Source organism: Opitutus terrae PB90-1 (assembly GCF_000019965.1).
Lineage (GTDB): Bacteria > Verrucomicrobiota > Verrucomicrobiia > Opitutales > Opitutaceae > Opitutus > Opitutus terrae.
In genome coordinates this window covers 2,757,146-2,775,552 of the sequence record NC_010571.1, presented here as the reverse complement: position 1 = coordinate 2,775,552, position 18,407 = coordinate 2,757,146, and the positions used below count along the sequence as shown (strand labels likewise).

Annotated in this window: 10 protein-coding genes; 5 read left to right on the top strand and 5 right to left on the bottom strand. The window is 65.3% G+C overall.

Features of this window, described 5'->3' with window-relative positions; translation table 11 throughout:
- Window positions 1-349: 349 nt before the first annotated feature.
- Both OTER_RS10945 and OTER_RS10940 read right to left on the bottom strand, forming a co-directional pair.
- On the bottom strand, window positions 350-1,369 hold the full coding sequence (locus OTER_RS10945) for a D-alanine--D-alanine ligase family protein (RefSeq protein ID WP_012374982.1): 1,020 nt from the start codon (window positions 1,367-1,369) through the stop codon (window positions 350-352).
- A gap of 133 nt (window positions 1,370-1,502) precedes the next feature.
- The gene (locus OTER_RS10940; RefSeq protein WP_012374981.1) at window positions 1,503-2,522 is read right to left on the bottom strand and encodes a hypothetical protein; all 1,020 of its coding nucleotides are present in this window, start codon (window positions 2,520-2,522) and stop codon (window positions 1,503-1,505) included.
- A 282-nt stretch (window positions 2,523-2,804) separates the two neighbouring features.
- Between OTER_RS10940 and OTER_RS10935 the strand changes: the two genes are divergently transcribed.
- Window positions 2,805-3,923, top strand: a complete 1,119-nt coding sequence (locus tag OTER_RS10935; RefSeq protein ID WP_158305414.1) for a two-component system sensor histidine kinase NtrB — start codon at window positions 2,805-2,807, stop codon at window positions 3,921-3,923.
- A 19-nt stretch (window positions 3,924-3,942) separates the two neighbouring features.
- On the opposite strand, the gene OTER_RS10930 is transcribed toward OTER_RS10935, so the two are convergent.
- A complete protein-coding gene (locus OTER_RS10930) occupies window positions 3,943-4,641 on the bottom strand; it encodes a histidine phosphatase family protein (protein ID WP_012374979.1) in 699 nt (232 codons plus the stop codon).
- A gap of 138 nt (window positions 4,642-4,779) precedes the next feature.
- Here OTER_RS10930 and OTER_RS10925 point away from each other — a divergent pair, with 138 nt between their 5' ends.
- Window positions 4,780-6,900: a DUF3160 domain-containing protein gene (locus OTER_RS10925; RefSeq protein ID WP_012374978.1), complete on the top strand. Its 2,121-nt coding sequence runs from the start codon at window positions 4,780-4,782 to the stop codon at window positions 6,898-6,900.
- A 38-nt stretch (window positions 6,901-6,938) separates the two neighbouring features.
- On the opposite strand, the gene OTER_RS10920 is transcribed toward OTER_RS10925, so the two are convergent.
- Together OTER_RS10920 and OTER_RS10915 are read right to left on the bottom strand one after the other, a co-directional pair.
- Window positions 6,939-7,946, bottom strand: coding sequence for a hypothetical protein (locus tag OTER_RS10920; protein ID WP_012374977.1), 1,008 nt, complete (start codon window positions 7,944-7,946; stop codon window positions 6,939-6,941).
- 84 nt (window positions 7,947-8,030) lie between these two features.
- Window positions 8,031-9,452: a DUF1593 domain-containing protein gene (locus OTER_RS10915; RefSeq protein WP_044891705.1), complete on the bottom strand. Its 1,422-nt coding sequence runs from the start codon at window positions 9,450-9,452 to the stop codon at window positions 8,031-8,033.
- Between the two features lie 288 nt (window positions 9,453-9,740).
- On the opposite strand from OTER_RS10915, the gene OTER_RS10910 reads away from it, so the two are divergent.
- The 3 genes from OTER_RS10910 to OTER_RS24090 all read left to right on the top strand — a co-directional run bounded on the left by OTER_RS10910 (window position 9,741) and on the right by OTER_RS24090 (window position 18,364).
- Window positions 9,741-15,725 carry an alpha-2-macroglobulin family protein gene (locus tag OTER_RS10910; protein ID WP_012374975.1) on the top strand — a complete coding sequence of 1,995 codons (5,985 nt, stop codon included), beginning with the start codon at window positions 9,741-9,743 and terminating at the stop codon, window positions 15,723-15,725.
- Between the two features lie 170 nt (window positions 15,726-15,895).
- On the top strand, window positions 15,896-16,339 hold the full coding sequence (locus OTER_RS10905) for a PaaI family thioesterase (RefSeq protein WP_012374974.1): 444 nt from the start codon (window positions 15,896-15,898) through the stop codon (window positions 16,337-16,339).
- A gap of 117 nt (window positions 16,340-16,456) precedes the next feature.
- A complete protein-coding gene (locus tag OTER_RS24090) occupies window positions 16,457-18,364 on the top strand; it encodes an ATP-binding protein (RefSeq protein WP_012374973.1) in 1,908 nt (635 codons plus the stop codon).
- Window positions 18,365-18,407: the final 43 nt, after the last annotated feature.

Here is an 18,407-nt window from a genome sequence, read left to right as displayed (position 1 = left end):
CGGTAAACGGGCGCCCGGCCACCGGCCGAGTCCGGAGCAGTCACGTCTTTGTCTAGCGGCTATCCGAAAACTGGTGGTTGCGAGGGCGAGCCGTTCCAGCTGACGTGCGAAAGCCCCCTCGTCTTGCCCGGCCGGCGGGTTGGAGCGCCTTACCCCGGAAGCTCTGTTGCGGGTCACAGCCACGCGGGCCTCCTCGCCATAACGTTGGCGTGGACGGTTACGCCGCGGTCCACACGGGGAAGCGTGCAGGGCCGGGGCTGTGCGGCCTTTTCGGCGACAGCCTTGTGGCTTCCGCTACGAAGCGCGTTGAGGGCAACGTGCTCCACCTGACTAGCCAATCCTACCCGGCTCACTCCCGCACCGCGCTCAAGCCGAGCCGCGCGATCCGGTCGATCAGCTGCGGATAGCTCAACCCCGCCTTCCCCGCCGAGAGCGCGAAGTCTTCGTCCGGCGCCAGGATCGGGTTCGCGTTCGCCTCGATGAACCAAAGTTCGTTCCGTGCGTTCAGCCGCAAATCCAACCGCGCATAACCGTCGATCGTCAGCAGCCGGTAGATCCGCCGGCACGTCGCCTCGATCTTCCGCACCAACGCCGGCTCGAGATCCTCCACGAAGCGGTTCTCCAATCCCCAGCGCGCCCGATACGCCTCGTCCCACTTCGCCTTGTACGTGGCGATCTTCGGCTCATCCGGCGGCACCTCGCGAAACACCAGCTCGCGGATCGGAAATACCTGCAGCCGGTGATTGCCCAGAAGGCTCACGTAGAGTTCCCGCCCCTCGATGTATTCCTCGGCGATCGCGTCGTTGTTGAACTTCTGGTGGACAAATTCGACGCGCTCGCGGAACTGCTCGTCCGTCTCGACGAACGACGCCTGCGCGATGCCATACGACGCCTCCTCCTTCAGCGGCTTCACCAGGATCGGAAACTTCAGCCGCTTCGGCCGCACCGCGCGCCGGCCGCGCGGAATGATCGCGAACGCGGGCGTGTGGATCCGATGGTAGCTCAGGATTTTTTTCGAAACGCCCTTGTGCTTGCAGAGCGTGAGTCCCGTCGAGCCGCAGCCCGTGAACGGAATATCGCTCATCGCCAGAAACGAGACGATGTGCTGGTCGAACGCCCGGTTGTTCCGAAACTGATCCGCCAGGTTGAAGACGACGTCCGGCTGAAACGCCTGCACCTTTTGCCGCAGCGGCTCCAGGTCGTCGAAGATCGCGAGATGCTCATTGGGATAACCGAGCTCGTTGAGCGCGGCGAGCACGCCCGCCTCGGTCTTCCACTCCGGCGTCTGCAGCGTCGCCCCAAGATCCTCGTCGGCTCGCGTCGGCTCGCCGACGTCGAACAGCGCCAGCACTTTTAGTTTTCGGCGCATGATCAGCGTGCGGCGAGGTGGCACGGGCGTCCCGCCCGTGGTCCCGTTCCGCCGGGTTCCGCCAACCCTCCTCGCCGGCTCCCGACCTCCAAGCCCGCGAGACTCAACCCGCGCTCCGCCATGCCGGTCATCGCTACTTCGTCCGTTTGAATTTCCCGGTGAAGAGATAGTTCATCACCAGCGTCGCGACATAGCTCGCCACCGCCAGGTCCGGCGGCGGCTCGTTCGGGTTGAGATGAAGATCCAGTTGGTCGCACCGCTCGATCAAGCGCGCGAGCAGCTTGTGAACGCGATACTTTTTCTCGTTGGTCCATTCGCAGACCGCATCCATCAGCGCGCGCCGGCGCCGGCGCAAATAGGCCGAGGCGGCGAACGCCACGTCCGCGCTGGGCGGGCCGGCGAACAGCTGCCGCAGGTCGCGATCGTAGAAATCAGGATACGTGTCCTGGTAAAGTTTGCGCTTCCGGGCGTAGTAGGTCTTGAGCTTCAGGTTGAGGCAGTCGTGCTCGCGCACGCGATAAGCGGGCAGCGGCGGCGGCGCGCGGCCCACCAGCGAGCGCATCAGCTCGTCCACGTACTCGAGCTTGTGCAGCGCCTTCCAGCCGCGAAACCGCTCCCGCCAGTCGAACCCGGGCGTCAGCCACACCGCGAAGGTCTCCGCAAAATCCTCGTCGGGATGGCTCTGCGCATACCAATCCTCGAGATGGACGACATACGAGTGACTGTAAGGCCGCGGCCGATAGAACTCCGGCGTCGTCTCACGCGACGTCCGGCCAAACACGCGTTGCCACGATCGCTTGCGGAAGAGCTGGTAAGCATACGCGTAGGCGTGCGCCGCCTCGTGCCGCAGCAGCCGCATGCACGCTTCCGGCGTGTCGCCCTCGACTTCCAGCATCATCGTCGCCTCGAGCCGTCGCAGCCGTTCATGTGCGAGGAAGAAGGGCACGAAGATCGCCGGGATCCCGACCGGCACGAACCACTCGTCGCCGATGTGACAGCTCGGATAAAACGCGAGCCCCTTCTGCGACAGCTCCGCATAGAGCTGCTGCACGTTGGCGTCCAGCGGCGTGCCCTCGATCCGGAGTCCGAGTTGCGAAATCTTTTTTTCCAGCAACAGCTCGTCGCTCAACTCGGTCCAGGCGGGGTGGTCCATGGCATGCGCGAATGCAGCCTCGTGACTACCATCCTCCTCGCCCCCCACAAGCTTCGATCGTACCACGGGACGCATCGGCCTTTCCCGACCCGGGCGCAACGCCATGCCACGGGGCGCGGGCTGCTGGTCCGCCGAAGCCCTCGGCCAAGGCTGGATCCCCCTGTGGTTTTGCAGAACCCGAGCAACACCGGAGCACCTGCGAGGCCCCGCCGTGCGGTGCAACAGGCATTGCACCTGCTCAGACATCCCCTAATCCTCCGCTGACAGGTGTCTCCCTTCGCCGTGCCGACCACATCGCCCTCCCTTTGCCTCACCGACGTTGCCGACTACCGTCAGCTCTTCGATCTTTCGCTCGATCTCTTCTGCATCGCCGACCTCGATGGCCATTTCAAGCGTGTCAACCCCTCGTGGACCCGGGTGCTCGGTTGGTCGGAGGCCGAATTGCTAAGCCGGCCAGTGGAGTCCTTCATGCACCCGGAGGATCGGGAACGGACGCTCGCCGCCCGCGCCACCCTGGCCCGTGGCACGCCCGTGCGCGGACTCGAAAACCGCTACCTCTGCAGAGACGGATCCTACCGCTGGCTGTCCTGGCAAAGCTCGCTGGCGCCCGGATCCTCGCTCGTGTACGCCGTCGCCCGCGACATTACCGAGCGCCGCCAGCTGGAGCACGAGCGACTCGTGGTGAGCAAGCTCGAGTCCACCGGCATTCTCGCTGCGGGGATTGCGCACGATTTCAATAATCTCCTTTCCCGGCTCCTGCTGAATCTCGAAGCGTTGCGGTATTCCGGTCCCATTTCGCCGGCACAAGCATCGCAGCTCGGCGAAGCCCGCCAGGCGATCCAGGCGGCCGGCGCGCTCACCCGTCAGCTCATCGCGTTCGCCGAGGGCGGCGCGCCGTCGCGACGGATTCACGACGTGTGTCCGCTGTTGCGGGATTCGCTTGAAACGTCCCTGCGAGGATCGGATCTCGTGGCGGAATCCGTCATCGCGCCGGATCTGTGGGAGGTCGACGCGGATGAGGATCAGCTCCGGCAGGTGATTCGCGGCCTCGTGCTCAATGCCCGCGAAGCGAGCCATCCGGGAGCCACCGTGCGGCTGCGGGCCGACAATCACACCCTGGCCGCGGCCACGGAGACGGGGCAGCCGGCAGGCGACTACCTGCGTATTCGCATCGAGGACGACGGCGTGGGCATTCCCGCCGAGAGCCTTCCCAAAATCTTCGATCCGTATTTTTCCACCAAACAGCGGGGCACCCAGAAAGGGATGGGGCTGGGCCTGACCATCTGCCGCACGATCGTCCGCAAACACGGCGGCGCGATCGCGGTCGAATCACTCGTCGGCCACGGCACGGTCGTCACCGTGGACCTGCCCGCGCAACGCCCTGCGCCCGCTGCTCCGTAGCCCGGCGCGTCGCCCTGGCTCACGACTCGATTGCTGGCGCGCTGCCCAGCCGCCAGGGCAGTGGCTTCGTCACACCGCGATCGCGATAGATTGCCCGCAGCCCGCCGGCCACCGGCGTGAACGCCACCCCATCGAGAAAGTCGAGCCAGCCCGCTTCCTCGTGTCGCACGCCGACCATCAGCTCGCGGAGCACGATGATATTCCAGTCGTGCGACACGTGCAGATCGAGCCGGCGTCCCTGCGCGCACGGCTCCTGCAGCCGTTTCACGAGGTGCGTGAGTTTCCGCGCCGCGATCCGCTCGGCGCGATGGATCACCGTGGGCGCGATTTGCCCGGAAAACCACAGTCGCACAAAATGGTCGCCGTGCAGCACGGTCAGCCGGCCGGCCTCTTTCAAATCGAGAATGTAGTCGATCCCGAGCGCGTCCTCCGGTCCCACGATTTCCACGGGACAGCCCGTCGCCTGCACGCCGCGCGCGATGCACTCCGCCGTCTGATGGCAGCGCTTGATCGGACTGTGGAAAACCCGCACACAGCCGAAGCCGGCGATCTTCGCGCCGAATGCTTCCGCCTCCGCTGCACCTGCGGGCGTGAGCTCCGCCAGGGTCGGATCCGACGCATCGACGATCGGGTGCCGCTGAGCGTGGCGGAGAAAAACGGCCGCGGAAGTCTCCTGCGGAAGTGAGTGAATGGTTTCAAGCAAGGCGAGCCCATGCATGGTGCGAACGATCACGCAATCGCGCCGCGCCACCGCTGTCACGAACTTGTTCGACCATCGAGGCGTGTTCGCGGAGACGTTTTCCCGCGGAGCGGAATTGAAATTGTCAAAACAACTGCAGGAGCGCCTGCTCCCGTCGTGCGCCCGCGACTCCGCCTGCTGCTCGTGCTGTTGCTCGTCTCGCTCACGGTTCACGCCCAGGAGAGCGCTCCGAGCGCCGAACCTCCGCCTCCCCCCGAGCCGCCGCGACCTCGCGACTTCGCCACGCCCGAGGCGGCTGCTGCCGCCTGGCAGAAATGGCGTGCCGATGAGCGTGCCTGGCGGCGAAGCCTGACGCTGGAACAAAAGACGGTGCTCCAGCAGCGCGCCGAAGAAAAGCAACAGCGCACCAACGAGCCCATGGAGCGCGCCCAACGGCTTCCCCGCGCGGAAGACGGCTACTCCTGGCGCGAGGCGGCCAAGTCATACCAGTTGTCGCCCGCCGCGCTCGCCCAGCTCGAACAGCAGAAGTTCACCTACGGCAAAACGGTGAAGCAGTCGTTCGATCCTTACCTCGGCGGCCCCGTCTTCATCACGAGCGACTCGCTGCTGAACGGATTCCACGTGCTGCTCGAGGACTCATTCCGCGCGCACGAGCTGAGGCAGGCGGACGTGCTCCGGACGACGCTGGCGACGATCCTGCAACGCATCCGCGCCAGCCTCGGCGCGCTTCCGCAGCCGGCGCGCGAAACCCGGCAAGCGTGGGAGCAGGTGCAGCGGGTCCTCGGGCCGGCGCTCTGCCTGCTCGGCGAGCCGATCGAGAACTTCGACCGCAACAGCCGGCCCGAGATCAACCGGCAGCTGAAGCTGATCAACGCCGCCAAGCAGCAGCAATTGCCCCCGTGGCTCGCGCCCGCGACGCTTGCGCTGCGGGAAATCGATTACCGTCGTTGCAGGCCCGTCGGCTTCTACTCGAGCGATCCCAAGCTCGCAGACTATTTCCGCGCGGTTCGCTGGCTGCAGATGATCCCGTTCCGCGCAGATCGGGACGTCGAGTTGGAGGCGATCCTGCTGTTGGGATCTCACACCGAATATGAGGAAGCCCAATCGGGCTTGGGCTCCGCCCGGTTTCTCCTCGGCTCCGCGGCGGGATTGGGACTGCGCGAGGCGCAACAAGACTTTCAGGCGCTGAAGCCACCAGCGAACGCAACGGCCCGGTCGACCTTGCTGGCGCAGAAACGCTATTGGGTATTGAGGCACGCGATGTCCAACGACGAATGGACGCAGTGGTCGTGGGACGACTATCCCGCGGAACTCAACCAACGCTTGGGGCGCATTCAGTATGTCGTCCTTCCCGCCGCCTGGCTGCCGGATACCGACCTCTTCCAGCGCATCGCCAATGCCGGAGCCGATCCGCAGGGATTGGCCGTCGCCGCCTGGATGGGCTCTGACTTCGCCCGCCGCCGATGTGATCCTGAACTCCTCGCGATCATCACGGAAACGCAGGCGGCGCAACACGCCGCGAACGACACGCCCACGCGCCACGCGCAGCGTTCACTCTACGACGACTACCTCGAGGTCCTCCGCTCTTTGTTTCAAGCGCCGCCACCCGAGGCGCCGGCATTCGTCCAGTCCACTGCATGGCAGGCGAAGTCCGCGCAAACCGCCCTCGCCGGCTGGGCGCAGATCCGGCACACGTTCACGCTCCAGGCCCACGAATCTCAGACCTTTCTCGGCCTGTTCCTTGCTCCGGCGGGTTTTGTCGAGCCGAACCCGGAATTCTTCGCGCGGATGGGCGACCTTGCCGAACGCGGACGAGCCTCGTTCAACCAGAATCGCGAGCGCTGGGACCTGCTGATCACCCTCACCCGGCGACTCGAAGCGCTCGTGCATAAACAGCTGCGCGGCCAACCCTGGAGCAAGTCTGAAGATACCTTCCTCCGCGACTACGGCGCGAGCCTCGCCGCCCTCATGGGCTACGAGGGCAATTCATACCTGGCGCCGCGCGATGACGCTCCGCGTTCCTCCGAAGTGCACCGCGATCTGCCCGGGGACAAAGGTCTCGCCGTCGCGATCGGCCGGCCACGGTTGATCCACGTGCTCTACCCGTGGAACGGTCTCGAAATCCTCTGCTCCGGCTCCGTGATGCCTTACTACGAATACTGGACGAAAGAGCGGCTCACCGACGCGGAGTGGATCACTCTGCTCGACAGCCCCGAGCGCCCGCAACAACCCGCATGGATCGCCGAGACGCTGCCGGAAGCGTCGCGCCCAGAATAGGAGCGCCGATACTCCACCCGCTCACCACGGTGTCAGCATCAGCCCACGGCGGTCGGCGCGGTCGTAAAATACTTTCGCAGCCAGATCAGATAACCGAGGAACACCAAGGCGGCGGCGGTTCCAAACCAAATCAAGCTGTCGGTCTGCAGCAGCTTCATCGCCTCGATCTGTTTCAGCTGCGCCTCCGGCAAACCAATCGCCTCGTAGTAGCGCATCAGCCCGCCCCCCGTGAACGTGACGGCACTGTTGATCGCGAATACCACGACCACGACGGCGTAGCTCCAGAGCGCCCACGGCTGCAGCCGATACAAGCCCCGCGCCGCAGCTCCGCAAAACACCGCAAACGCGCCGAACAGTACCAAGGCCGGAGCCCCGGTGATGATCATGCCGAAAAACGGAAACGCACGGCCATAGAGTGGAATCGTCATCACCATCGCCACGGCGCTGAACGCCAGGAGCAGCACCAGCGCCAGCACCGGGAGGGGACACCGGTCCGTCCAACGCTCGACGGGATCACGCGTCTCGCAGGTAAGCCGCACGTGCCGGCTGCGGTAGAACAACACCAGCGCGCCCGGAATGATCACATACATCAGCAGCATCATCGAGACCGTGAGGATCTTCACGAAGACCACGATGCCTGCCGACAGGTGTTGACCGTTCTGTTCGGCAGCTTGTTGCATCGCCGCATCGATCGCGGGGAGCACCCACGCCATCGACACGCATGCGATCACGCCGCTGATCAATCCGATCCAGCCCAGGCAGAGGCTGATCGCGCGCGCCCAGCGCCGCGCGAGGAGGGAACCGATGCCGAGCCAGACGAACACCACGACCAGTCCGCCGTTGATCAGCAGCGTAGGCCACAGTGTGGAACCTTGATACTGCTGCGCCAGCTCCGGTCGGTGCGCGAGCACGACCCGGCTGACAGCAGTCGCCGCGAGCGAGAAGAGAAAGAACGCGCCGATCAGAATCTCGAGAATACCGAAGACAATCAGGCCAGCCTTCCGATCTTTGTACGGCGCCGCGAGGGGAGAAGTTTCGGTGCCCATGAAGGGCAAGTCTGCCCGCAGCGCGCTGCGCCGCAATCCTTTGCTTACGTGTGCCCGCCCCGGCGGTTCTGCGCACCCCCGCCGCTACGGTACGATCTCAATCACCGCGCGCCGGTAAGCCCACAACCGCGGCTCGCCCGAATCCTCCGCCTGCAGGATCACGTGCACCGCACCGGGCTTGTTCGTCGCGGGCAATCGCACGTTCGTGGTGAGTCCGTCGCTCGCACTCAACGTCGCTCCGTCGAGCGTGCCCGCCTCGCGGTAGATCCACCACGTGACTCGCACTGCGTCGCCGTCGGGATCCGCCGTGCCGTCGGCCGAGAGCGCGACTTCCGCGCCGGGTTTCGCGCGGAGCGTGAGTACGCGTTTCGAGCGGTCGCCGTTCAATACCGGCTGCGGATTGTGATTCGCCTTCGCAAACTCATCCGCCACGCACCAGTCCATCCGCGCCGCGAAATCATGCTGAAAATGTTCGCGCCAGCGCCAGATCGTCGCGGCGTCCGAGGTGACCGTTACGCCGTTGTCCGCCGTCACCGTGTCACGGCTCAGGTCGTTGTTGGTCCAGATGGCGCGCGTCTCGCTAAGCGGTTGATAAAGCACATAGCGCCCACCCCACCCACCGAATCCCGGGCTCTCCGTCCACCCGAGTCCGTGATCGATCAGCCCAAGAAACGACGGCGTGTCGCCTTCCATGATGTAGGCGAGCTTCGGATAGAGCACGCCGAGTGGACCATGCCCGCGCATCACGTTCGCCTCGAGCCACGGGTTGTCCACGAGTTCGAATTGGTGGCGTGGACCATTGCGAAACAGCCGGTCGCCCGAGATGCCGCTCCACGTGGCGCGATGATACTCGTGCGAGTCCGGCCGCGTCGGACTCACGATATAGAACAATCCGGGAAACTCGCGCCGTAGCCACGGACCTGCATCATCCTGGTCGGAGATACTGTAGACCCGCAGTCGCGCAACGAACCGTTCCAGCTCGGCCGGCGAACGCTCGGCGCGCACGTCGCGCAGTGCCTGGGCCAGGGTGTTGGCCCCGCCCCACACCGCCACCCAGATCGGCCGCGAATCGTCGCGATCCACCACCGTCGTCAGGTGCCGCGAACCGGCGGAGTCGCGCCCCTCGCCCACCGCTTCCATGCCGTAGCTCGGCTGGCCGGTATGAGTGGCGGCGCGCAGTGCCTCCGGTTCCGGAAAGCCTTCCGCGTGTTTCTGGAGGTTGGGCCGCACCGCCGCATAGGCGTCGAGTTGCCGCCGAATCAGATCCTCGCGCGGCCCGCTCCGCAGCCAGGTCGAAGTCGTTGCGATCAGACCTTCGACGTCATACTCGTTCGCATAAACCAGAAACCGCACGAGTGACTCCTCGTCGTCGGGTTCGTTGGAAATATCCGTAAGCACCACGACGCGCGGCTTCGGTTGAGCGAAGCCGATCGTTGCGGCGAACACGACTGCAGCAACGAGCGTCCAACGCATCCCGCCCGAAGGACGAAAAGTGGGTGCATTCATAGTGCCGCCAGCCTGAGCTGCGCTGCAGCAGATTCAATCCCATCGCCGAAACGATCAAGTCGACCCGATCTTGGCGTCGATTGCGATGCATCTTCCCCAGTTCGCGCCACGGTGCGCCACAGCGAACCGAGAATCTCTGGTGCGGAGCGAACCGTTGCCATCAACGCCAGCGGCAACTTTACTGCGCCAGATGAGCTCCTGGCCGAACGCCGACGCTGCCCTTTTTCCCGTTCGGCCTGCTACGATTCCGTCCGCTGACACGTATTATGAAGTGAATCCGGCATCCACATGAAACATCGCCTGCTCTCGGTCCTGTTCGCCTGCACCTGCTTGCTCAGTTCGCTCCTGGCCGGTCCGCGCGACAAGCAGTGGAAGGAGGTCTTCGACGCCATCAACGAAGGTCAGCCGAAGACCGCCATCGAACGACTGGAACCGATCCTTGCCGCCGCCAACGCGGAGCAGGCACACGCCGAGGCGATTCACGCGCTCGCCTGGAAGATCGCGCTGCAAGGCAACATCGAGGGCAACAAGCCCGAGGAGAAAATCGTCCGACTGCAGGCCGAATTGCCGAAAGCGGCGCCGGCGGCGCGGCCCGTGCTCGAGACGATTCTCGCCGAGTGGTATTGGCAGTACTTCCAGCGCAACCGCTGGCGGTTCCTGCAGCGCACGCAGACGGCGGAGCCGCCGGGCGAGGATATTCAAACGTGGGACCTCGCGAGGATTCTCGCGGAAATCGACCGGCATTTTACCGCTGCGCTCGCGGACCCGAAGGCGCTCCAGTCCGCGCCGATCGGCGATTTCAAGGAACTGCTCACCAAGGGCACGGCGCCGGATGCCTATCGACCGACGCTCTTCGACTTCCTCGTCAACGAAGCACTGCAGTTCTACCAGGCCGGCGAACAGGCCGCGGTCGAAGCGGAGGAGACGTTTGAGATCGAAGACACCAGTCCCATCTTCGCCACCGCCGAGGCGTTTCTGCGCTGGGAACCACAGACCCCCGCCGCCGATATCGATTCGCCGAAACTGAAAGCCATCCGGCTTTATCAGGCGCTGCTGCGTTTCCACGAGCACGACACCGATCGCTCGGCGTTTTTCGACGCCGATCTCGCGCGACTTACGTATGGGTTCAACGTCGCGGTCGGCGACGACAAAGCTGTGCCCTACAAAGCCGCGCTCGAGCGATTCATCGCCCAGACACAGAAGCACGAGACCCAAGCGCGTGCCCTCGCCACGCTCGCGACGCAGCTGAATGCCGAGGACGAACCGGCGCTCGCCCGCGAACTGGCGCAACGCGGACTCGCCGCCTTTCCCAAGAGCGTCGGCGGGGCCATGTGCTTCAATCTGATCGCGCAGATCGAGGCGCCCTCGGCGCAGGTGACGACCGAGTTCACATGGAATGCACCGTGGCCGACGCTCGACGTGACCTACCGCAACGTGCAGCACGTCTACTTCCGCGCGGTGCCGCTCGATTTCAACCGTTACGTGGCTGAGCAACGCTGGGGGTTTGGTTCGCTCTCATCCGAGCAGCGCGAGAAGCTGCTCGACCAATCGCCCGCGATCGCCTGGGACGCGCCGTTGCCAGCGACGAAAAATTTCCGGCAGCGCACCGAGCGGCTTCCTGTGCCCACCACGCTGCAGCCGGGTTTTTACGCGATCCTCGCGAGTCACCGCCGCTCGTTTGACGAGAGCGACAACCAACTCAGCGTGGCGACGGGGTGGGTCACCAACCTGGCGCTGGTGCTGCGCACCGGACATCAGAATCTCGGCCAGGGCGGCTTCGTGCTGCAGGCCAACAGCGGCGATCCGGTCGCGGGTGCGAACGTCCGGTTCTGGCATCGCAATCGCGAAGGCCGGTTCCTGCCAATCGCGCCCACGCGCAGTGACGAGAACGGTTGGTTCGAGTTCCCAACGGTGCCCCCACAGCAATCACTCATCGTGCTCGCCGAGCATGCCGGTCACGCCCTTTCCAGTCTCAACGAAGTGCACCAGGAGCGATTCGGACGCACGGACGGACGTGATGCGCACACGATCTTTTTCACCGACCGCGCGCTCTACCGGCCGGGCCAGACGATCCACTACAAGGGCATCTGTGTGCGCACGGATCGTGACGAAGCAAATTACGAGACGCTCTCGCGCCGCAGTATCACGGTATTGTTCCGCGACCCCAACGGCGAAGAAATCGCCCGCGCTTCGCACGTGACCAACGAGTATGGCTCGTTCAGCGGCGTGTTCACCGCGCCGGCGAATCGCCTGACGGGCCGAATGACGCTCGTAGTCGAAGGCGGTCCCAATGGCGCGACCAGTTTTGCTGTCGAAGAATACAAGCGACCGAAATTCCAGGTGGAGCTCGCCGCGCCGGCAGAGGCCGCGCGGTTGAACGCCCCGGTCAAGCTCACGGGCAAGGCGACCGCCTACACGCGCGCGGCGATCGGCGGTGCGCGGGTGAAATGGCGCGTCGAACGCGGCGTGCAGCTCCCACGGTGGTGCTGGTGGTGGACGCCGCCGGCGAACAAGGCGATCGCTCACGGCACCGCCACGACCGAACCCGATGGCACCTTCGCGGTTGAGTTCCCGGCCACGGCCGATCCGGCCGTGCCGGCGAAGAACGAGCCGGTGTTCGTGTTCACGGTGTACGCCGACGTCACGGACACCACCGGCGAAACGCGCTCCGACGAGCGCGCGCTCCGCGCCGGCTACACCGCACTGCAGGCCGAGGTCATCGGCGACGAGTGGCAAACGGTGGCGCAGCCGGTGCAATTCACGTTGACGACCCAGTCGCTCGACTTCGATCCGCAGCCGGCGAGCGGAGCGCTCGTGGTGCACGCGGTGAAACAACCGGAGCGCGTACAACGAGCGATGCTCGATTCGGAGCGACGCGCGTGGTGGCCGCAGCCGGTGGAGCGCCCGGCCGACCCGGCAAATCCGGACGCATGGGATCTCGGCGCCGAGGTGCAACGGCGTGATTTCACCACCGACGCGAGCGGCACCACCAAAGTCGCAATGAAACTTCCGGCGGGCATCTATCGCGCGATGCTCGACACGAAGGACCGGTTCGGGAAAACCGTCACCGCGCGACTCACATTTCAAGTCATCGACCCGCAGTCCCGCGACTATCCGATCCGACTCGCCAACCACTTCGCCGCACCCAAGTGGTCCGTCGAACCGGGGGAAAAATTCGTCGCGCTTTGGGGCACGGGCTACGAATGCGGCCGCGTGTTCGTCGAACTCGAATGCGCCGGGAAGCGGCTCAAGAGCTATTGGACTCGCGGCGATCGGACGCAGGAGCTGATCGAGCTGCCGGTGACCGAGCAGATGCGCGGCGGGTTCACGGTGCGTGCGACCTACGTCCGGGAGAACCGCGGCTACATCAACCAACGCGTGGTCGAGGTGCCGTGGTCGGACCGACAACTCGCGGTGAAATGGGAGCGGTTCCGCTCGAAGCTCCTGCCCGGCGAAAAGGAAACGTGGACGGCGGTGGTCACTGGTCCGGATGCGCAGCGCGCCGCCGCCGAAATGGTGGCGACGCTCTACGACGCGTCGCTCGATCAGTTCCAGCCGCACCACTGGCCGTCGGCGTTCCCCGGCTTCCGGCAGGAACTCAATGCCGTGTGGACCGCGTTCCAAAACGGCGCGCGCTCACTCGACGCCATGAAAGGCGGATGGAGAACGGAATATCGCGACGTCGACTGGAGCTACCGCGCGTTCCCGCAGGGAATCATTGGCAACCTCTGGGGCTACGGCTATGCCCGCGCACGCGGGCTCGGCGGTGTGCCGGAAGCCGCCAACGCGGGCGAAATGGTGACGCTGTCGGCATTCTCCATCGCGGACGATCAGCGCCGCGAGAAATCGATGATGGCCGCACCAGCGGTGACCCTAGAAATGGCGATGCCGTCTATGGGCGCCCCACAGCAAATGGACGCGGTCGACAACGCTGCACCACAACCCAAACCCGATCTTAGCAAGATAACGGCGCGGCGGAATCTAAACGAGACCGCGTTCTTCTTCCCACACCTCACCGCGGGCGACGACGGCACGGTGCGGATGACGTTCACGATGCCAGAGGCGCTGACCGAGTGGAAATTCCTCGGGTTCGCGCACGACCGGCAGCTGCGCGCCGGCTCGCTCACCGGCACGGTCGTCACCGCGAAGGACCTGATGGTCGAACCAAACCCGCCGCGGTTCGTGCGCGAGGGCGACGCGATCGAGTTCACCGTGAAGGTGAGCAACCAGAGCGATCAGCCGCAACAGGGCACGGTCCGGTTGACCTTCGCTGACGCCGCCTCGCTGCAGCCGGCCGATGAAGCGCTCGCGAACCGCAGCACTGAGCAGCCGTTCGACGTGCCGGCGAAACAGTCGCGCACCTATTCGTGGCGGATCGCGATTCCCGACGGCATGGGCTTCCTCACCTACAAGGCGGTCGCGGCCTCCGCCTCGTTCAGCGATGGCGAGGAAGGTTTCCTGCCGGTGCTGAGCCGGCGGATTCTCGTGACGGAGTCGCTGCCGCTGCCGATCCGCGGCGCGACGACCAAGCATTTCCAGTTCACTAAGCTGCTCGAGTCAGGCTCCTCCAACACGCTGCGCCATCAGTCGCTGACGGTGCAGATGACCTCGCAGCCGGCGTGGTACGCGGTGATGGCGCTCCCCTACCTGATGGAGTTTCCGTATGAGTGCAGCGAGCAGGTGTTCAACCGGCTCTACGCGAACGTCCTCGCGCGGCACATCGCCAACTCCGATCCGAAAATCCGCCGGGTGTTCGATCTCTGGAAAAACACGCCCGCGCTCGACAGCCCGCTGGAGAAAAACCAGGAGCTCAAATCCGTGTTGCTCGAGGAAACGCCGTGGGTCCGCGAGGCGCACAACGAGAGCGCCGCCCGCCGCAACGTCGGCCTTCTGTTCGATGCGAACCGGCTCGACGAGGAAACCCCGCGCACGCTCGACAAGCTCGTGCAGCAACAGCTCGGCGACGGCCGCTGGCCGTGGTTCCCCGGCGGCCGCCCCAGCGACTACATCACGCTCTACATCACCACGGGCTTCGGTCGGCTGCGTCACCTCGGCGTCGAACTCGACGTCGCACCCGCGATTCGCTCGCTCACCGCACTCGACGCCTGGATGGACGAGCGCTACCGCGAAATCCTGAGGGGCGACCATCCAGAAGAGCACACCCCCACTCCGACGGAAGCGTTGTATCTCTATGGTCGCAGTTTCTTCCTCGACGATCAGCCGGTCGCGACCGAGCACCGGAAGGCCGTGGACTTCTTCCTCAACCAGGCGCGGAAGCGCTGGCTGGACACCAATTCGCGGCAGAGCCAGGCGCATCTCGCACTCGCGCTCCAACGGTTCGGCGACGAGCAGACGCCCGCGAAGATCCTGCGTTCGCTGAAGGAACGCAGCGTGAGCAACGAGGAACTCGGCATGTTCTGGCGCGAGCTCGAGCTAAGCTGGTGGTGGTATCGTGCGCCGATCGAAACGCAGGCGCTGATGATCGAGGTATTCGAGGAGATCGGTCACGATGAGGCCGCGGTCGACGCCTGCCGTGTCTGGCTGCTGAAACAAAAGCAGACGCAAGCCTGGCCGACGACCAAGTCGACCGCCGACGCGATCTACGGACTGCTGCTGCGCGGCGGCACCAAGTTGCTCGCTAGCGACGCGCTCGTCGAAGTCTCGCTCGGCGGCCAGCTGATCAAGCCGGAAAAAGTCGAAGCCGGCACCGGTTTCTACGAGCAGAAGTTCGCCGCGAACGAAATCACGCCCGCTCTCGGCGAGATCACCGTCAAGAAAGTGGACGACGGCGTGAGCTGGGGTGGCGTGCACTGGCAGTATCTGGAGGACATGGCGAAGGTCACACCACACGAGGGCACGCCGCTGCGGCTTAAGAAAACGCTCTTCGTGAAGGAAACGACGGGGCGCGGCCAGGTGCTCCAGCCGGTGCGCGGTCCGCTCGCAGTCGGCGACGAACTGGTCGTCCGGATTGAGCTCCGCACCGACCGCGACATGGAGTTCGTGCACCTGAAGGATCAGCGTGGCAGCGGCACTGAACCGGTGAACGTGCTGAGCCGCTACCGCTATCAGGACGGACTCGCCTATTACGAAAGCACGCGCGACACCGCCTCGCATTTCTTCATCGATTACCTGCCGAAGGGCACCTACGTCTTCGAATACTCGACGCGCGTCCAGCTGCGCGGCAGCTACCAAAGTGGCATCGCGGAAATCCAGTGCATGTATGCGCCGGAATTCAACAGCCACTCCGAGAGCTTCGCGCTCGAGGTGCAGTAGCCGGCTTGTGGCACGGGCATCTTGCCCGTGGGTCCGCTTGCTCGATGTCGCACGTGCGCACAAGCACCCGTTGGCGACGTCTCGCGGTTCACGGGCGGGACGCCCGTGCCACGCCCACCCTCGCGCGATCCAGAGCTGACACCGCCCGCACCTTCTTTAAGTCTGCGGCCATGCACGACACGCAGGCCTTGAAAGACTTCCTTCAAAAAGGCGACCAGTTCGCACGGCATTGCGGACTCGAGCTCGTGTCCGTTGCGCCGGGCCGCGCGATCGCGCGGCTCGCCGTGCAACCCCACCACCTCAACGCCATCGGGCTCGTGCAGGGCGGCGCGATTTTCACGCTCGCTGATTTCGCGTTTGCCGCCGCGTCGAATTCGCACGGCACCGTCGCCGTCGGGATCAACGTCAGCATCACCTACCAGCAAGCTGCGCGGTCCGGCGTGCTCACCGCCGAGGCGCAGGAAGTCGCGCGGCACCCGAAGCTCGCCAGCTACACCGTGAACGTGCGCGACGCGGCCGGTCAGCTCGTCGCGATTTTCCAGGGACTCGTCTACCGCAAGCAGGAGCCCACGCCGCCGGCGCGGGCGCCGCATCCGCCGACCGACGGCAGCTGACCCGCGATCCACACGCGCGTCAGTCGGACGCAAAAGCGAGCACGCGCGAGCGGCGGTCGCGGTGGGGGCATCTGAGGCATCGCCAACGGTACCAAAAGCGCTTTTCCTCCCGCGTCGATGCTCCGTTCACTCCCGCTCCGCCTCATCCATTCGTGCCTGCGTCGGTTGGATCGAGCCTATCGGGACCGGCCCCACTTCATCGGCCTGAAGGCGCGAATGCTGACCGGGATCACGCTGCTGTTGCTGGTGCTCGTGCCGGTCAACATTGCGAAGCTGGTTTGGATCGATCCGCCCGCACTGGGCCCGCGTATCGTGCTCAACCTGATCGTCGCCGTCGCCTGCCTCCTTTGCCTGCGCCTGGTGATGCGAGGGCGGCTGTCACGCGCCGCCAACCAGCTGGCGCTCACGCTCGTGCTCGCCGTGCACGGGTCCGTCACCCTCGTCGCAGCGACGATGACCGCGCAGCAGCCGCTCAGCGTCGCCATCCAGCTCTTCGCGTTCAACATCGTCTTCCTGCTGTTCGCGATCCTCTTCGCGGCGCGGTGGGTCGCTGGAGTCGTGTTTGCCATCATCGTCGCCGGCCACGTGGGCTTCCACACGCTCGTGCTGCAAAAGGTGCCCGTCGCGCCGGGCCTGCAGTTCGCCGCCGGCACGCTGCTGCGCGACGGGCTGCTCGTCCTCGGCCTGCTCTTCTGCCTCGGAATCATTCTGGGACGGTTGATCGAGACGGCCCACCGCCGGACCGAGGAGGCGCTGCGGCAGGTGCAGAACCTGAACGAAAACCTGGAGCGACTGGTCGCGGACCGCACGCGCGAGTTGCAGCTAGCGAGTCAACAGGCCGAGGCCGCCTCCCGGGCCAAAAGCGAGTTTCTCGCCAACATGAGCCACGAGATTCGCACTCCGCTCAACGGCATCATCGCCTCCGCCGATCTCATGATCCAGCGGGCCGACCTACCGGCGGAAGCCCGGGAGCATGCGCGGCTGATCACCCAATCCGGCGACCTGCTGCTCAACCTGCTCGGCGACATCCTGGATTTCTCCAAGATCGAAGCCGGGCAGATCACGCTGGAAGATCACGTGTTCGAGCTGGAGTCCACCGTCACCGACACTGTGGCGCTGCTCGCCAGCCGCGCCGCCACGGCGGCAGTTCAGCTCCAAGTCGCTGTGGCTCCCGCGGTCGCCCGCAACTTCGAGGCCGACAGTTACCGGCTCCGACAGGTCCTGCTCAACCTGCTCGGCAATGCCGTCAAGTTCACGCCGGCCGGCGGCCGCGTGCAGATTTCCGTCACCGCGGCCGGCGAGGGCGATCCCCGGCCCGTGCGGTTCGAAATCCGGGACACCGGCATCGGCATGGACGAGACCACCTTGCGAAGGATTTTCGAGCGGTTCACCCAGGCGGATTCGTCGACGACGCGTCGCTACGGCGGCACCGGGCTTGGTCTGGCGATCAGCTTCCGGCTCGTCGAGATGATGGGCGGTCGACTCGCGGTCGAGAGTGCGCCCGGACAGGGCTCGATCTTCTACTTCACGCTTCCCCTTCGGCCGGTCGACGCCCCCGCGCATGTGCCTGGCCCAGCGGAAGCGCTGCCGAGCCGCCTGAACCTGCATGTGCTCGTTGCGGAGGACAACGCGACCAACCGACAGATCCTCGGCCGTCAGCTCACGCGGCTCGGCTGCACCTTCACGCTGGCGGCGGATGGCGTCGCGGCGCTGGCAGCGCTGCAGCAGGAGCCGCTGCCCGATCTGATCCTGATGGATTGTCACATGCCGAATCTGGATGGCTGGGAAACCACCCGCCGGCTTCGCGGCGAAGCGGCGTCCTCGCCCGGGTTGCGGCAAAAGGCCGCCTCCCTTCCGGTAATCGCCCTTACCGCCGCGGCCTTTCCCGAGGAGCGCGCGCGCTGCCAGGAAGCGGGCATGAACGATTTCCTCGCCAAACCCGTCAAGCTCGCGGAACTGCAACAGGCGCTGCTGCGTTATTCCCGCGCCGCGGCGACCAACAGCTCGCCGCCGTCTCCGGCTTGAGCGCGTCGGCCAACCCGAAACTTGCAGCAACGGCTCGCTCCCC